Raw genomic sequence first — 16,490 nt, forward strand, 5'->3', positions numbered from 1 at the left:
TAATGATTATCGCCAATATTAAAGCCAACCGCGAACTGGAAGTTGGCGCCACAATTGGCTACTTCCTATTATCCTCACCTAAAGCCATACTTAAATAGCTACTATATCGGCTCTCAGCAATAGTGCCCTCTACAACACCATCTTTTACGGCACATTTAGGCTCATCAATATGCAGGCAATTGTGGAAACGACATTCACCAAGCAATTCTCTCATTTCAGGGAAGTAATGACTGATTTCTTCTTTTTCCATATCTGCCAATCCTAATTCTTTGATACCTGGTGAGTCAATGATAAAGGTCTCAGAATCGATTTCGAACATTTCAGCAAAAGTGGTGGTATGTACCCCTTTATTGGCAAAGGTCGAAATTTCAGAAGTACGCAAATCCAAATTAGGAGCAATGGCATTGACCAAAGTAGATTTACCAACACCTGAATGACCTGATAGCAATGTTACTTTTCCTTTGAGCAACTTACTGAAAGCATCTACCCCTATATTATTAATGGCAGAAGTAAACAAACATTGGTATCCCAGGCTTTCGTATAGGTCGGCAAGTTCTTCCTGATAAGCTATCATTTCATTGTCTAAAATATCCAGTTTATTAAAGACCAGAACCGTTGGGATACGGAAGGCTTCTGCGGTTACCAGAAAGCGGTCAATAAAGCCCAAAGAAGTTCTCGGAAAAGTAAGCGTAGCAATCAAAACAGCCTGATCGAGATTCGAAGCTAATAAATGCCCATGTGCTGCTTTATGTACTGACTGACGGATAATATAGTTTTCCCGGGGAAGAATATCGTAGATTATACCAGTATTTTCGGTTTCGCTCTCAATATCATACGCCACTTTGTCGCCTACAGCTATGGGGTTTGTTACTTTTAAATCTTTTATTTTAAACTTTCCTTTCAACCGGCACTGCAAAATATGCCCTTCCTGCGTACGAACATCATACCAGGAACCCGTAGAACGCATGACTAAACCTATATTCTGGCTCAAAACTTGCTAGACTTTAATAATTCAGATAATAAATATAACAAAAATAATAAAACTTAAATTAATCTTAAAAACAAAACAATTCGTATAATCAGTTTATTTTTAAAAGCTGGCCTGCTCTAATAAAGCGCTTTTATGACAATCGTTTATCTGAAACTAAAATTTAAGGTAAATTTCACTATTATCTACGAATTGTATAGGATAAAATTAAGAAAATTACCGTTAAATAGAATTTTAAGAAGTTTTTAAGTGTTTGTCACAACGTTTTGTTCACTTCTTACGTTTATTAATTATAGAATCATCTATTATTTAAACAAATCTTATACAACCATGAAAAAGGGAGTTTTAGTCGGAATCGCTGCTGTAGCTGTGGGAGTTGTCGTTTTTTCTTTAACTAAGAAAACCAAACCAACATTACCTTATTACAGACCTTATGTAAGATAATTTTTAGCTCACATGAATTGTAGCCAAAAGCATTTTACTCACATATCAGATTCTCCATTATGCCAGGCAAATGCTGAGAGTCTTTTGTCCAATCACTAAGGGCGTGCGTATGTACGCCCTTAGTGACTTCTTATTGTATATTTTTCTGGTATTCTGCTCTCAGCTTCGCTTTCTCAATAGGTACTACTCCAACAGACTCACAAACCAGGCCTCCTCCTAAATTCGATAATTCTGCAATAGTTTTAGGTGATAATCTCAGTCCTAAACAAATGGCTGCAATACTTACCACCGTATCACCTGCGCCAGACACATCAGTAATACTTCTTAAATGCGCTGATATATGATGCACTTCATCCTGAAAATCAATAAAAACGCCCCTTTCAGATAACGTCAGGAAGATGCCGTTTACACCTAATGCCTTTTTCGCTTCCGCTACTACCGTTTTCACTTCTTCCAGACTATCCGCATTGAAATCTATTTTCAGACCCTCTTTCAATTCTTTCAGATTTGGTTTAAATAAATCTGTCCCCTGATAATGGGCAAAATTACGTTTTTTAGGGTCAACAATCGTAGGTTTCTGATGCTCTTTAGCAAAAGCCACAATCTCCTGAATACTGTACTGGTCTAAAACGCCTTTATCATAATCTTCAAATATGACTACATCGCATGTCGGAATCAAAGATTTGGCTTTTTCTATCAACTGGCTTCTTTCTTCCGCATTGATTAATGAATCCATTTCAGAATCTATTCTTACTACATGTTGAGAGCCTGCCATAATCCGCTGTTTTACTGTCGTTACCCGATTAGGGCTCTGTATAATGCCCTCGGCTGGTAGTTGACTGGTATTCAACAATTCGATTAGGTCTTTTGCTTCAGAGTCTGCCCCGATTACCGAACATAAAACAGGTATAGCGCCTAAAGATTTTATATTCATGGCTACGTTTCCGGCGCCACCCAGACGTATTTCCTTGCGTTTTACATTCACCACCGGTATGGGAGCTTCCGGCGAAATTCTTTCTACTTTTCCGAATATATAAGAGTCAATCATTACATCACCTATAATTAAGACTCGCAGATTATCAAAAGAATCAAAAATTTGATTGACTGTCATTCAAATATGGATTTCGTATTACCGATAGTTGTTGCTATTAATTTCGAAGATGCAAAAGTAAGGATTTTAAACGATTTTTTTTCAAAATCATACATTTTGGCAGAGAGATTGCGTTATTTGTAAGCGATTACTTTTAATAGATAAGATTACAGAAACACGATAATCTGATATATAAAGATTATATTTGCCATACCGACTACCAACAAAACTATGCGTTATAGTATCCTTTTATTAGCTGTACTAAGTTCTTTTTATGCCAATGCTCAAAAATTGGAGCAATTAGGCTCTGCCATTAATACTGAGTTCAACGAATTGAATCCTATCATCGCACCTGACGATAAAACTTTGTATTTTGTAAGGGTAAGCCACCCGTCCAATAGCTTTGGTACTAAGGGTAGCCAGGATGTATGGTATTCGGAAAAACGTGATGACGGCAACTGGACAATTGCCCGCAGAATGCCTAACACTATTAATAAAGACCAGTACAACGACTTATTCAGTATCACACCTGATGGTAATAAGATTCTGATTTCAGGAGTTTATCACAATGGGCGCAGAGAAAATATGGCGGGAATATCGATGTGTAAAAGAACCAAGACCGGATGGTCGGAGCCTGAACAGATAGTGATTCCGAAGTTTGATGAAATCTGCAAAGGTCAATACCTGACAGCTTGTTTATCCAATGATGGTAAGACCCTTATACTGGCATTTAGTGAAAAGAAAAATTCAAAAGAAGATAATTTGTTTGTCTCGTTTTTATCAAGAGACGGGAAATGGTCGAAACCTGAGAGCTTAGGCTCTGATATTAATACCGGAAGCACTGAGACTACTCCTTTCCTGGCATCAGATAACTATACTTTATACTTTGCATCAGATAGAAAAGACGGAGGATTAGGCGGAACAGATATCTGGGTAGCCAAACGTAAAGACAGAAGCTGGACGAAGTGGTCGAAACCTGTAAACATGGGAGACAAAGTAAATACTGATGCTAATGAATATTCGTTTTCCGTAGCTGCTTCAGGAGAATATGCGTATGTGAGTACGAAGAAAAACTCGGTAGGAAAAGGAGATATTGTCCGTTTTAAATTGCGTGAAGAGAAAAAACAGGAACCTGTGGTAGCAGGGCTCCAGACCTCTGATAAATCGGCAGAGCAAAAGAATTTAGATAATGGCGGTACACCTATTGACCCTAATAGTTTAGCACCAACCCCGGTAGTAATTGTGAGCGGGAGGGTAGTTGACGACAAAACGGGAAAACCAATTCCTGATGCTAAGGTTATTTACAAATCTTTATCTAATGGAGAGGAAGGAGAAGCCTTTACAAATCCTGCCACCGGCGAGTGGAAGATTGTATTGCCTTACGGTGCTAAATACAGCTATAGAGCTGAGGCTAAAGAGTTTATAGCCATTGAAAAATCGCTTGATTTGACCGAAATAAAGGAATATAAGGAGTATAAAAATGATTTGCTTAAACTGGCACCTATTGAAGTAGGGGTAGTAGTTCCTTTAAATAATATCTTCTTTGAGTATGCCAAAGCTACGTTACGCTCAGACTCTTATCCTGAACTTGACAGAATTGTTGATGATATGAAAGGCAATCCTAATCTGGTGTTAGAGATTCAAGGGCATACTGATAATGTGGGTTCTAATGAAAGTAATTTGAAACTATCACAAGACAGAGCAGAAGCAGTGCGTAAATATTTGGTTTCTAAGAAAATTCAGGCGGCAAGGGTAACCAGTGTAGGTTTCGGTGAAACTAAACCGATTGCACCAAATGATACTGAAGAGGGTAGGGCACTAAACCGCCGTGTGCAGATAGTTATTGTGCGGAAGTAAGATGGCCTGAACTTTGATTGACTATATTGTCTGAACTGTGATTTAGCGGTCCTCCGCCGCGGCTGATTAATTTGATTTCGCTTATTACTTTTTATGATTTTAATAGCTTGTAAATGCTAAAGAGTTCTTAAAATCAGATTAATCACAGTTCAAGACGAAAAAACATCTACAATATCACAGTCCTGTTCCCATAGATAAAAACCCTATCATTAAATACCAGTTTCAGAGCCTGGGTTAATACAGATTTTTCTACTTCTTTGCCATCCCGTGCCATATCCATATAGGTATATTTATGGTCTACGTTCTTGATATTCTGGGCAATAATCGGGCCTTCGTCTAAATTGTTATTCACAAAGTGAGCGGTTGCTCCTATGATTTTTACACCTCTTTCATAGGCTTGCCTATATGGGTTAGCCCCAATAAAAGCAGGTAAGAAAGAGTGGTGGATATTAACAATCTTATTCGGATAATGCGTCACAAATTCAGGGGATAGAATACGCATATATTTAGCCAGAACCACATACTCCGGTTGATAAATCTCTAAAGTACGTAAGATAGCCTCTTCATGTTGCTCTCGGGTCTTATGCTCATGGCTCACATAATGAAAAGGAATACCAAATTTACTTACCAAAGGCTGCAGAACATTATAATTACTTACCACCGCCAGAATATTGGCATCCAGTTCATCGAAATTATAACGGATAAGCAAATCAGATAGACAGTGATGTTCCTTAGTGCATAGCACTACTATATCTTTTTTCTTTTTAGGATTTATCCTGAGATTAATAGCCGTAGAAAGAATATTCTCCCGAAGGTCCTTCAATACTTTCTCAGGGTCTAATTCTGGAGGTGCTACAAACTCTGTACGCATAAAAAACTGTCCGTCAGGACTCACATATTCATCCTGCGACAGAATATTACATTCGTTTTTATACAATACACTCGTAACAAGAAAAATGAGACCTTTGGCATCAGGGCCGTCCATTAAAAGAATATGCTTTATCATACTTATCTGCTGAATCTTCAAATATTATATACCCATAAATCCCTGCAATATAATCACAGCGCTTATCTTATCAACATTACCCTTCACCTGCCTGTCTTTTTTCTTCATTCCTCCGGCAACCATAGTCTGAACTGCTATTTTTGAGGTAAACCGCTCATCTTGCAGATGAACAGGTATATTCGGAAAATGTGCTTTTAATTCCTCTAGTAATCGGTTAACATAGCTTGTGCCATGCGTATCAGAGCCATCCAGATTTTTGGGCATACCTACTACAAATGCCTCTACTTCTTCTGATTGCGTATATTTTTTCAGATAGGCAATCAATGTTTCGCTAGGTACGGTTTCTAATGCTGAGGCAATGATTTTGAGAGGGTCGCTTACTGCTAAGCCTGTGCGTTTAGCTCCATAATCGATGGCGAGTATTCTTGGCAATTGATTCTACTGTTTAAGTGGACTAAATACGTTTGGCCTCTTCCCAAAAGATATCCATTTCGGACAGAGTCATATCTTTCAGATTTTTATTGGCTTCTTTGGCTTTTTGTTCAAGGTATTGAAAACGTTTGATAAACTTCTTATTGGTACGCTCCAGAGCCGTTTCAGGATTCAGATTGATGAATCGAGCATAGTTTACCAGAGAGAACAGCAGGTCACCAAATTCGGCTTCTGCCTCTTCCGCATCAATTACCTCCTCTTTTTCGGCATTGAATAGCTCTTTAAACTCTTGCATTTCTTCTTCTACCTTACCCCAAACCTGGCTTTTCTCTTCCCAGTCGAACCCTACACCTCTGGCTTTTTCCTGTATACGCATAGCTTTTACTAATGCCGGTAAAGATTGTGGTACTCCGCCTAACACAGATTTATTCCCCTCTTTTAATTTCAGTTGTTCCCAGTTCTGTTTTACCTGCTCTTCGTTTTCCACTTTCACATCGCCATAGATATGTGGGTGGCGAGATATGAGTTTATCGCAGATAGCATTCAATACATCAGCCACATCAAAATCTCTGGTTTCAGAAGCAATTCTTGCATAGAAAACCAGATGGAGCATAATATCACCCAATTCCTTTTTGATTTCTGGCAGGTCTTTCTCTAGAATGGCATCCGATAGCTCATAGGTTTCCTCAATGGTTAAGTGACGCAGAGTATCCATCGTTTGCTTTTTATCCCATGGACATTGCTCTCTCAGTTCGTCCATAATTGTCAGCAATCGGTCGAAAGCCATGAGTTTCTCCATGCGTTCAGGAGGAAATAACAAAGGGAGTTTATTGCTCATAAATTAATTCTGGTAATTTTTGCAAAGTTCGGGAATAAAAAACAAAAAAGCCACCTGAAACAAACAGATGGCAAAATATTAATCAATGAGTGAATCTCATTAGGTCTTCCATTTAATAGCGCAACCAATGGCTTTAGTAGTAGGTGTTACTACTGGCTTGCCCAATAGTAAACTGTTTACTGCATCAGTTACAAAATGCTTGGTTACATTGAAAGGGTCTTGGGGATTGTCATCAATGGCACCGATATAGTGCACAATGATTTTACCATTTTCTTTATTCAGTACAAAGGCATGTGGGGTACGCATGGCGCCAAATGCTTTGGTAACAGCCTGCGTATTATCAGTCAGATAAGGATAAGTATAACCTTTTTCTTTCGCCCTTGCCTGCATATTCACAAAAGAATCTTCTTCGTAAGCCTCAGGGTCATTTGGGTTAATAGCAATAACCGGATAACCTTGTGAAGAGTATTTTTTGTCAATATCTATTACTCTATCTTCGTAAGACTTTGAGAATGGGCAGTGGTTAGAGATAAAAACTACAATAAAGCCCTTTGCAGAAGCGAAATCATTCAAAGAGACTGTTTTTCCATCTACATTTTTCAGCTTGAAATCAGCTACGGCATCACCGATACCATAACCTGCCAATCTTTTCAAGGGTGTTTCAGGAAGCTCATTGGCCAAAGCAAATGCTGGGAGAGAGTAAAACCCCAATCCTACCAGTAAACTCAGAACAAACCCTATTTTCTTTTTCATGTCATGAGATTTTTGTCAGAAAAATCTGATAAACTTAACGTACGTATATTAGATTTATTTTAATACCGATAGTTTAAATTTAATCATCAGACAAATGTAAATATCTTTTAGCAGATAAACACTGAATATATTGGATTGTGTTTGGGCGGAGTTGTTTTGATCAAAAATGAATAGTTTTCTTAAACTCCTTTCTGAATAGCCTGATGATGATGCCCTATATGATAATGCATAAAGTAATACATTTCTCTGATGGTCATAAGCTTTAAAACAGGATGTTTGATAGCTACATCATCCAATTCTGCTTCTGACCATTCATCTAAATAATTGGCAAGTATTTCATGGTGTTTGATGAAACTGGCAACCAGAATAGCCTTTGATGGATTTTCGGGCAATGTCGGCACAAAAGCACCACTGGCTTTAATACCTGTTCCCAAAGCATTCAGATAGGCGTTTACGACTCCATCATAATCCAGGTTGGGGCGATCAATTTTGCCAAATTGCCTTACCAATACTTCTTTCGGGAATGATAATCCTTGGTTAAAACCTTTGACGGATTGTGTGAGGTGGAGGATATTTTCAGCAATTGACCATTTCTCACCAATGGAGACAAAGAATCTAGTTTCGTCAACACCTTCTACTGTTTGTGCAATACTGCTGAAACGTTCTGTTAAAGCTTCTTTTAGTTCCGGTTTTTTCATGATTTTTGATATTAAGTGGTGAAATCATGGGAACGTACACGGCACGTTCCCTGACCTATTACCTGTTAACGCACTATTAAAATCTTTGAATTGATATTATACCAAACGTTCGTTTCTATTTCTTAAAAAGATTAATCCCTGAGTCTTTATTAATCTAATATTCTTATTGCAATTTCAACATGGTACGGGCAAAGGCATCATAGAGATACTGTCTGTCGCCATATAATTTCGAGAACATAACTGCCCCCTCAAATTCCATAATAGTTAATTGAGCCAGTTTGAATGAGGTTTCTGCATCCTTTTGTGTCATGAAAATTTGCTGCAGGGCCAATGTCCAATCGTTCATGATATTTTTCAATACTTCATGAAATTCGGGTATTACGCCTACAGTTTCAAGGGTTGTATTTCCTACCAGGCAGCCACCCTCTTTCTCTAAAAGTAATCGTCCCATTTTTTTCAGAAGCTTTCCCATACGCTCTTCGGGCGTAAAACTCATATCTTGTGCAATCGGAAAAACTCTTTCTTTCAGATAATTATGAATCCAGACTAAAAGGTCTTTCATTAGCATTTCTTTACTTGGGAAGTAATGATAGAGACTCCCTTTTAATAAACCACAATTCTGAGCGAGGTCTTGCATAGAGGTATTATGATATCCCTTGGTACGAAAAATATCTGACGACTTTAACAAGATTTCCTCCTTTGTAACTTTCTGAATCGGCATTTATATCTGACAAATAAAATCAATTGACGAGTAACCTTACAAATGTACAAAGAGTTTTGATTTTACCAAACGATTGGTAGGTAAATTTGTTAAGAGGCTTGAAATATAATTATTATAAGATTTCCATTTATAGGCGATTAATGCCTATTTTACCTGAAAATATGCCTTTCATCATATATAGATATTAAAAAAATGGCTGGTGAAACCATATTTTTAATAAAACCGTTGTGTTTTCATTGGTTTTTACAAACACTATCATAACGATATGAATAGAGCTTTTGGACTTCCCATTGCGGTAGTCGTATTTTTTTTGATTGACTTATATGTCTGGCAGGCAGTTAAATTACTGATACGCTCGTCAAGTGTGCTTACACAACGAGTAGTCGGTTATGGGTATTGGGGTTTAACTATCGTTTCAATCATAGCATTTATAGCTGCTTTAACTTACGCACCTGCTGCCCCTCCTATCAAGGCTAGCTTTCGTACATTTTTAATGGCGGGTGTCTTCATTATTTATATATCAAAAATATTTTCGGTATTGGTATTATTTATTGATGATATTATCCGCTTTTTTAGATGGATCGCTTCGTTTTTCCAGAGTGCACCTGCTCCAAGCCAAACTCCTGTTACAGATACTCTCCAGCCAGTGTCTACAGGTATCAGTCGATCGGAATTTCTGGCTAAAACCGCTGTGGGTTTAGGAGGTTTGCATATTGGCGCTATGACATGGGGTATTCTGTCAGGCGCACATGATTATCATTTAAGAAGGGTAACGCTTAAGCTGAAAAACTTGCCTAAGCAATTTGATGGAATGACCATTGCACAACTCTCAGATATTCATTCGGGGAGTTTCTTCAATAAAACAGCCGTGAAAGGTGGGGTAGAGATGTTGATGAAGGAAAAACCTGATGTATTTTTCTTTACCGGCGATCTGGTGAATAATATTGCACCGGAGGTGAAAGATTATATTGAGATTTTCTCAAAGATTAAAGCACCATTAGGTACATTCTCAACTTTAGGTAACCATGATTATGGCGATTATACCGATTGGGGGTCGTTGGAGAAAAAACGTCAGAACCTGGCAGATTTGATTGGCGCTCATAAAACGATGGGGTGGGATTTGTTGCTGGACTCGCACCGTGAGGTGAAAGTAGATGGTGAAAAAATAGGAATTCTGGGCATTCAGAACTGGGGTGCAGGTGGCTTCTCGAAACATGGAGATATGGAGAAAGCCGTTGCCAATACACAGGAGTATCCGGTTAAGTTATTGCTTTCTCATGACCCAAGCCATTGGCGAGCACAGGTATTGCCTAAATATAAAGATATTGATGTGGCATTTGCCGGTCATACACACGGTATGCAATATGGCGTAGAACTAGGTAGTTTTAAATGGTCGCCAGTGCAGTTGCGGTATAAGGAATGGGCTGGTTTATATGAAGAGGGAGACCAGAAACTCTATGTAAACCGCGGATTCGGTTATATAGGTTATCCTGGTCGTTTAGGGATTTATCCGGAGATTACGATTTTTGAATTGAAATCGGTATAAAATAAACAGGGCGAATATTCGATCAGATATTCGCCCTATTATTATAGTATTTGCAGGAGTTTTTCAATCAAGCAAATCCCATTTTATTCCTAATTTCGAGAAGAAATAAAGAAGGGAAACCCTTAGTACACCCAAACCATATTTCGAGCTTCTCACGAAATTAATAGATGATGCTTCTTCAAAATATTTAGTCGGGCAGGTAACTTCTGCTATTTCGTAACCTTTCCAGAATATCTGTGCTATCATTTCATTGTCGAAGATAAAGTCGTCGTCGCATTTCCTGAAAGGTACAGTTTCCAACACTTGTCTAGAAAATGCACGGTAACCTGTATGGTATTCTGATAGTTTTTGTCCCATCAATAAGTTTTGCGAAAAGGTCAGGAAACGGTTAGCTATATATTTATACATGGGCATGCCACCTTTCAATGCACCTTTACCTAAGATTCTTGAACCAAAAACAACCGGATATAGATCTTCACCAATGATGCTTACCATAGCTCTGATTAATTTAGGGGTATATTGGTAGTCTGGGTGTACCATAACCACTATATCAGCACCAATTTCGAGGGCTTTAGTATAGCAGGTTTTCTGGTTTCCGCCGTATCCTTTATTTATATCGTGACGGATAACATGATGAATATTTAGTCGTTTAGCTACCTCTGCTGTATCATCAGGGCTGTAATCGTCAACCAGAATTACTTCATCAACAATATCAAATGGAATTTCTCGGTAAGTGCGTTCAAGTGTTTGTGAAGCCCGGTAGGCTGGCATCACAATTACTACTTTTTTATTATTATACATAAATATTCGAGTTTTCGGTGCTAATTTGCAACCGATTTTGTGGTGAAATATCACCATTTTAGAATTGGGCTGTAAAATAGGGCATGATTCTTTTTATTTCCAAGAATAAATTATTTACTAACCTGTTATAAGCGGGCAAACTAAATGCCAAAAAATAACAATTAACATACGAAGTAAAGCTTCGTAATAGCAATTTTTTAAATATGACATTATCAAGTGAGACTATATTTTTTATAGGGTTTTCGATTTTTGTAGCGTTTGTAATGGCGCTTGATTTGGGGGCATTCAGCAGATCAAAAAGCCATGAGGTGAGTTTTAAAGAAGCTGGTATCTGGAGCGCTATCTGGGTATCGTTGGCCATTGCATTTTTCTTTTTCCTTCGCCAGTATGGTTATCTGATTCATGATATTAGCGATGCATCTCATTTACAGGAGGTAAAAGAAAAGTATTATGAGGCATTGAAACTCCCACCAAATTTTGAAGCAGCCCTGCGTACCTTTCAGAATAGTATGGCTATTGATTATCTGACGGGTTACCTGACAGAATATTCATTGTCGGTCGATAATATTTTTGTATTTATTCTGATTTTCAATTCTTTTGGGGTTCACAAGAGATTTTATAAAAAAGTACTGGTGTGGGGTATTCTAGGCTCTATTATTTTACGCTTTATTTTCATTTTTGTTGGTGCGGCCCTGATTCAGGAGTTTGAATGGATTCTGTATATTTTCGGTGCATTCCTGATTTATACCGGGGTTAATATTCTACGAAATAAAGAAGAAGATGAAGAGATAGATCCGGCCAAACATCCGGTAGTGAGGTTTGCTTCCAAATACTTTAATGTGTATAAACGTAATGTGATTGACCATTTCCTGGTATATCATAAGCGATTTAAAAAATGGTATATTACTCCACTATTTCTGGTGATGTTGGTGATTGCTGGTACCGACGTGGTTTTTGCGGTTGACTCCATCCCTGCTATTTTCTCTATTACTAAAGACCCTTATATTGTTTTCTTCTCTAATGTGTTTGCCATCATGGGGCTGCGTTCTATGTTTTTCTTCCTGGCAAGTATCATGGGCTTGTTCCGCTTCCTGAAATACGGTTTAGGCGTTTTACTAAGCTTTATCGGTGTCAAAATGCTTTTGCATCACCAACTAGTGTCAGTTGGATTTACGAATGTACACTCACTATTAGTGATTGTGGGTATATTGGTAGTAAGTATAGGGGCAAGTGTAGCATTTCCCGAGAAGAAACAAAATGCATAACAAGATTACAAGGGCGTAACACGGAATATCCATATCATTCCGTGTTACGGCTCCAAAGTCTTTCAAATTTCCAGCCCTTAGCCCGCAGACTTATCGGCAGATAAGCATGTGCATCTTTCGGCGTAATGCTCTCGTAATACAAATCATCATCTGTTAAAATCAACGAATCGTAGTTACCTTCATCCTTTACAGTAATATCGGCAAAAGGTAACTCCAGATAGAATCCTCGGTTTTCTCTCACTAATTGATTTTTTAGCAACCATCGGGTATTAAATTTCTCGGTTGTATAAGGTTCAGGGGAATAATTTCCTTGTGATACTTCAAGTGCATACTCCAGATACTTTTTCAATAATTTAGGTCCTAAGTTCTGGGCCTGGTCTACCTGTAATTGATGAGGAAGAATACTGCTCACAATATAGATAAATTCCCGTGCACGGGTAACTGCTACATTCAAGCGATTTTCACCCCCTTGCTGATTCAGACTACCGAAATTCATTAAGAGCTTACCTTTCAGATTTGGGGCATACCCTACTGAGAAGATTACAATATCATACTCATCTCCCTGAATATTTTCAATATTCTTAATTACACCCCAGTCTTCGCCTAGAACGGGTGAGATAGTCTGATAAATTAAATCCGCTTGTTTAAAGTTGAAAGTAACTACGCCGATTGTTTTCGATGGGGCTTTGCGTTTCAAATCTTCTACAATTTCCAATACCTTTTGTGCCTCAGTCGGATTCGTATTATTTTCCCAATAGCCATCCAGTTTGATATAGCTGATAGCAGGCTTATTCTTACTGATTTCTGTATAATGCGGCAGTAATTGTAATGAGTTTTTATAGAAATGCTGATTTGAGAAATCTATCAGATCTAAAGAATGACTACGATAATGTCCTTTCAACCAAGCCTGAGGTAGGTATTGTGCCGCTAAGTCGAGCAGAGAATCTATTTCCAGGAGATGTTCATCTTCGGCATCTTCATCGTAACGAATCTGGTATAAGTCCGTAGGCTGCAATTGTTTAGAATCTCCGGCAATTACCACTTGTTTACCCCGATAAATGGCCGGAATACCATTTTCAGCAAAACACTGAGAGGCTTCATCAAAAATCACTAAATCAAAAAGTGAATCAGTTGGATTTTGTCCGGATAGAGGGAATATGGCTGATACTGACTCAGGTGAGGCCATCCAGCAAGGAATCAGTTTGAAAATTTCTTCCGAATGATTTTCCAGAAGTTTTCGAACCGACCAGAGTTTACGTTTTTTAGTAGTCTGGTGTTGTAATTCCCGATAGGTAACTACATTTTGCAGACGATTAATTACCAAATCCTGATAAGTCTGTTCACGTAATTTCAACAATAGTATTTCCTGACTTAGCTCCTGTTTTTTGAGAACACATTCCTGCAATTCGGTCTCTAATTGCTCTACTTTTAAAGAACTGACTCCGCGCAAAATAGGATAAAGAGTTTCGATATGCTGTGTCCAGGCTATCCGTAAAGAGTTCAGAACTACTTCTGTTAAATCAGAAGTAGTTACCTCTGAATTTTCATAATTTATCAATCGCTTTATTACTTCTAATTCAGTAGAATTAAACGACTCTTTTAATTCATCAGCCTCAACTAATAAGTCAAATTTTTGCTTCAGATAGGTAACGAACTCTTGTTTTGCTTCAGGTTTATCAACCAATTTTTCGATTTGATGATACGATAAGTATAATTGCCATTGCACAAACTCTAATTTTGTATCCACAATCAGCTTTGCTAAAGCTTTGAATGGATTGAGAGAAAATACATTTGAGTGAGTGAAAATATCAGTAGTTTGGCGACGGATAAAGTCCTCTTGCTGATAAATATCGTACGCTTTATTAGCGAGAATATAGTTATGCAACTGAATTTTAATCGACTCCCAGCTCTCTTGTGCATCAATTACAATCTCTTTCTTGCTTAGCTTTTCCTTGATGTCTTCAAAAGTAATACGTTGATTAATTCTCTTATTAAGTATTTGCAAGCCCGATTCACTTAATGGAAGCCTGTTTTGCGCCAACAAGATTTCAATATCTCGTTTATCTTTTGAAAAGAATTTCCAGACAAGCGAATTAACACCAGATTGACTGGCAGAATGTGCTTTTTCTACCTGAGTTTTTCTGAACAATAAGTCTCTGGCAGGAATACTTTGCTCGATACCATCCTGAGTAAACAGTTGTTCTAATTCAGCATAGGTTTTCTCTAAATCAAACTGGCGATTGCTAATGAATTTCTTCTCCTGAACAATCGAGGTAAAAATCTCTCCTACCTGTGCGTTCTCAAAATATCGGATAAAATCCTGTACGGTGTTTTCATCAAATTGATTCAGTTTGATAATAGAAAATAACTGACCATTCTTTGCCTGAAAAGCAATGACTGCCTCAATCGTATCTATGATTTTTACAAGGTCAGTAAAAGTTCTTTTGCTGAACGAATTGCGTAATTGCCAGAAATCATAACCTGCTCCGATTCGAAGCTTAGCTTCATATTGCAGATAACGATTTAATCGACCCTCAAAATCAGCTAATTCATTGAACGAGAAAGAACGATACAAGTCCTGTAGATCAATCGAAGGCTTATTCAGGCTACTGCTCAGATACAATTCTTTTACTGAGATACCACAAACAGATTCATCAAAAAGCGCATTTTTCAGACTTTGCAATTCTTCCGAAATCTTATCAATTCTACGGCTGATTTGTGTAAAATTACGCTCCAGAAAAATCGCATCAAGCCCTTTATTTTTCTTCTGGAAATCTTCAATCCGTTCTATTTGTCCGGCAATTTTTTCGAAAAGTGCCTTTCTATCATTCTTGAAATCATGAATCAAGGCTACAAAATCAGTCATAGCCACTTTTTGCAGGCGCTGGTAAACAGTATCCAAAGCCACACGCTTCTGACAAACCACTAATACCCTTTTCCCGCGTGCCGTAAAATCAGCAATCAGGTTGGCAATCATTTGTGATTTTCCTGTACCAGGAGGCCCTTGTACTACAATCGAATAACCCTCTTTTACCTGCTTGATGGCATCTTCCTGCGAAGCATCAATCGCAAAGGGCAGGAAGGCTGTTTCTTCCTTAAATACAGGTCGGGGATTGGGTGGGGAAGAGTGTTGAAATAACTCCTCGAAAGTATCTAATTCATAATGTCCCTCTTCAGCATTTTCAATCAATTGCTCATAATCCGGTACCAAATAGGAACCCGCTTGTGGGAAAATCCCTAGCACTGCTTGTGGATACAGTTTCAATTCTCCATTTCGCTCGCTACTTTCCAACTCCGATTTAGCCAGTTTTTCAAAATCAATCAGTTGATTCTGAAAAAGCTCCTGATTGAAATTAATTTCAACCGGACTATCTTTCAATAATTCATATAATTGTGTTCTGAAAGCCAGACTATCTTTATCAAAGTCCTCGAATGATTTCTCCAGCCATTCATCAGGCAGTTTTATCTGATTGAAATAAGAATAAGCCAGCAAAAAACTTCTGTTCAAACTCACAGGCTCGTCTCTCTGCTCTAAAATCCACTTTTTACCATTGGTTTTTAGCGTAACCGGAAAGAAAAGCAGCGGACAACGCACGGTGGTTCCATCAGACAATTTCCCTTTTACAAACGGATAGGCCACATATAAGTCTTTAGCCCCACGTTCTTCTTCAATAAAATTCTCTGTTCTTGCCAGTTTGCGCAGGCGTTGGCTTACTTCATTTACTTTATCATAGCGACTATCCTGTACATCGCAGAGTAGAATCTGGTTTTTCTGACTAATTAACTGATGGATATAGTCAAAAGAGGGCTTATTGTCTAAAAAATTCAGACTATGTAAATCAAGAAATTGTTCTTGTGGTAAACTTAATAGTAAAAGTGACCTGTTACGTGAAGTAAGGTTAGTCAGCCTGCGAAGGTATGTTTTGAGTAGTTTCTGCAATTTATTTCTTAATACCGGGTATTTCTACTATATTTTTTTTTGTCTTCTCTGAAACGAGTTTTATACTATTTATAGTATTTTCCTTAGTTGTTAGCTTGATAATTGGGAATC

At 38.0% G+C, this 16,490-nt stretch carries 13 protein-coding genes; 3 read left to right on the forward strand and 10 right to left on the reverse strand.

Annotated elements, in window-relative coordinates; genetic code table 11:
- Nucleotides 1-58: 58 nt before the first annotated feature.
- Nucleotides 59-967, reverse strand: a complete 909-nt coding sequence (rsgA, locus tag D0T08_RS06800) for a ribosome small subunit-dependent GTPase A (RefSeq protein WP_116981846.1) — start codon at nucleotides 965-967, stop codon at nucleotides 59-61.
- Between the two features lie 595 nt (nucleotides 968-1,562).
- Entirely contained in the window at nucleotides 1,563-2,543 is a 981-nt protein-coding gene (locus D0T08_RS06805; protein ID WP_116981847.1) for a bifunctional heptose 7-phosphate kinase/heptose 1-phosphate adenyltransferase, read from the reverse strand.
- A gap of 210 nt (nucleotides 2,544-2,753) precedes the next feature.
- On the opposite strand from D0T08_RS06805, the gene D0T08_RS06810 reads away from it, so the two are divergent.
- Entirely contained in the window at nucleotides 2,754-4,379 is a 1,626-nt protein-coding gene (locus D0T08_RS06810) for an OmpA family protein (protein ID WP_116981848.1), read from the forward strand.
- A 166-nt stretch (nucleotides 4,380-4,545) separates the two neighbouring features.
- On the opposite strand, the gene purU is transcribed toward D0T08_RS06810, so the two are convergent.
- The 6 genes from purU to D0T08_RS06840 form a co-directional block, all read right to left on the reverse strand.
- Nucleotides 4,546-5,385 (reverse strand): formyltetrahydrofolate deformylase, encoded by an 840-nt coding sequence (purU, locus tag D0T08_RS06815; RefSeq protein ID WP_116981849.1) that lies wholly within the window; start codon nucleotides 5,383-5,385, stop codon nucleotides 4,546-4,548.
- A 24-nt stretch (nucleotides 5,386-5,409) separates the two neighbouring features.
- Nucleotides 5,410-5,817, reverse strand: coding sequence for a Holliday junction resolvase RuvX (gene ruvX / locus D0T08_RS06820; RefSeq protein ID WP_116981850.1), 408 nt, complete (start codon nucleotides 5,815-5,817; stop codon nucleotides 5,410-5,412).
- A 22-nt stretch (nucleotides 5,818-5,839) separates the two neighbouring features.
- The gene (gene mazG / locus D0T08_RS06825; RefSeq protein WP_116981851.1) at nucleotides 5,840-6,655 is read right to left on the reverse strand and encodes a nucleoside triphosphate pyrophosphohydrolase; all 816 of its coding nucleotides are present in this window, start codon (nucleotides 6,653-6,655) and stop codon (nucleotides 5,840-5,842) included.
- Between the two features lie 99 nt (nucleotides 6,656-6,754).
- Nucleotides 6,755-7,408 (reverse strand): thioredoxin family protein, encoded by a 654-nt coding sequence (locus D0T08_RS06830; RefSeq protein WP_116981852.1) that lies wholly within the window; start codon nucleotides 7,406-7,408, stop codon nucleotides 6,755-6,757.
- A gap of 179 nt (nucleotides 7,409-7,587) precedes the next feature.
- Nucleotides 7,588-8,106, reverse strand: a complete 519-nt coding sequence (locus D0T08_RS06835; RefSeq protein WP_116981853.1) for a DinB family protein — start codon at nucleotides 8,104-8,106, stop codon at nucleotides 7,588-7,590.
- Nucleotides 8,107-8,269: 163 nt separating this feature from the next.
- Entirely contained in the window at nucleotides 8,270-8,827 is a 558-nt protein-coding gene (locus D0T08_RS06840) for a TetR/AcrR family transcriptional regulator (RefSeq protein ID WP_116981854.1), read from the reverse strand.
- Between the two features lie 265 nt (nucleotides 8,828-9,092).
- Between D0T08_RS06840 and D0T08_RS06845 the strand changes: the two genes are divergently transcribed.
- Nucleotides 9,093-10,373: a metallophosphoesterase gene (locus tag D0T08_RS06845; protein WP_116981855.1), complete on the forward strand. Its 1,281-nt coding sequence runs from the start codon at nucleotides 9,093-9,095 to the stop codon at nucleotides 10,371-10,373.
- A 63-nt stretch (nucleotides 10,374-10,436) separates the two neighbouring features.
- Here D0T08_RS06845 and D0T08_RS06850 read toward each other — a convergent pair whose 3' ends face one another.
- A complete protein-coding gene (locus tag D0T08_RS06850; RefSeq protein WP_116982028.1) occupies nucleotides 10,437-11,174 on the reverse strand; it encodes a glycosyltransferase family 2 protein in 738 nt (245 codons plus the stop codon).
- Between the two features lie 203 nt (nucleotides 11,175-11,377).
- Between D0T08_RS06850 and D0T08_RS06855 the strand changes: the two genes are divergently transcribed.
- Nucleotides 11,378-12,439, forward strand: a complete 1,062-nt coding sequence (locus D0T08_RS06855) for a TerC/Alx family metal homeostasis membrane protein (RefSeq protein WP_116981856.1) — start codon at nucleotides 11,378-11,380, stop codon at nucleotides 12,437-12,439.
- Nucleotides 12,440-12,473: 34 nt separating this feature from the next.
- On the opposite strand, the gene D0T08_RS06860 is transcribed toward D0T08_RS06855, so the two are convergent.
- Nucleotides 12,474-16,379: an AAA domain-containing protein gene (locus tag D0T08_RS06860; protein WP_116981857.1), complete on the reverse strand. Its 3,906-nt coding sequence runs from the start codon at nucleotides 16,377-16,379 to the stop codon at nucleotides 12,474-12,476.
- Nucleotides 16,380-16,490 lie beyond the last annotated feature (111 nt).

This window comes from Emticicia sp. C21 (genome assembly GCF_003418935.1).
GTDB lineage: Bacteria > Bacteroidota > Bacteroidia > Cytophagales > Spirosomataceae > Emticicia.

Excerpts from the sequence above, each read along its gene's own strand:
- rsgA (WP_116981846.1), bottom strand. The coding sequence starts at position 967 with ATGCGTTCTACGGGTTCCTGGTATGATGTTCGTACGCAGGAAGGGCAT.
- D0T08_RS06805 (WP_116981847.1), bottom strand. The coding sequence starts at position 2,543 with ATGACAGTCAATCAAATTTTTGATTCTTTTGATAATCTGCGAGTCTTA.
- D0T08_RS06810 (WP_116981848.1), top strand. The coding sequence starts at position 2,754 with ATGCGTTATAGTATCCTTTTATTAGCTGTACTAAGTTCTTTTTATGCC.
- purU (WP_116981849.1), bottom strand. The coding sequence starts at position 5,385 with ATGATAAAGCATATTCTTTTAATGGACGGCCCTGATGCCAAAGGTCTC.
- mazG (WP_116981851.1), bottom strand. The coding sequence starts at position 6,655 with ATGAGCAATAAACTCCCTTTGTTATTTCCTCCTGAACGCATGGAGAAA.
- D0T08_RS06830 (WP_116981852.1), bottom strand. The coding sequence starts at position 7,408 with ATGAAAAAGAAAATAGGGTTTGTTCTGAGTTTACTGGTAGGATTGGGG.
- D0T08_RS06835 (WP_116981853.1), bottom strand. The coding sequence starts at position 8,106 with ATGAAAAAACCGGAACTAAAAGAAGCTTTAACAGAACGTTTCAGCAGT.
- D0T08_RS06840 (WP_116981854.1), bottom strand. The coding sequence starts at position 8,827 with ATGCCGATTCAGAAAGTTACAAAGGAGGAAATCTTGTTAAAGTCGTCA.
- D0T08_RS06845 (WP_116981855.1), top strand. The coding sequence starts at position 9,093 with ATGAATAGAGCTTTTGGACTTCCCATTGCGGTAGTCGTATTTTTTTTG.
- D0T08_RS06850 (WP_116982028.1), bottom strand. The coding sequence starts at position 11,174 with ATGTATAATAATAAAAAAGTAGTAATTGTGATGCCAGCCTACCGGGCT.
- D0T08_RS06855 (WP_116981856.1), top strand. The coding sequence starts at position 11,378 with ATGACATTATCAAGTGAGACTATATTTTTTATAGGGTTTTCGATTTTT.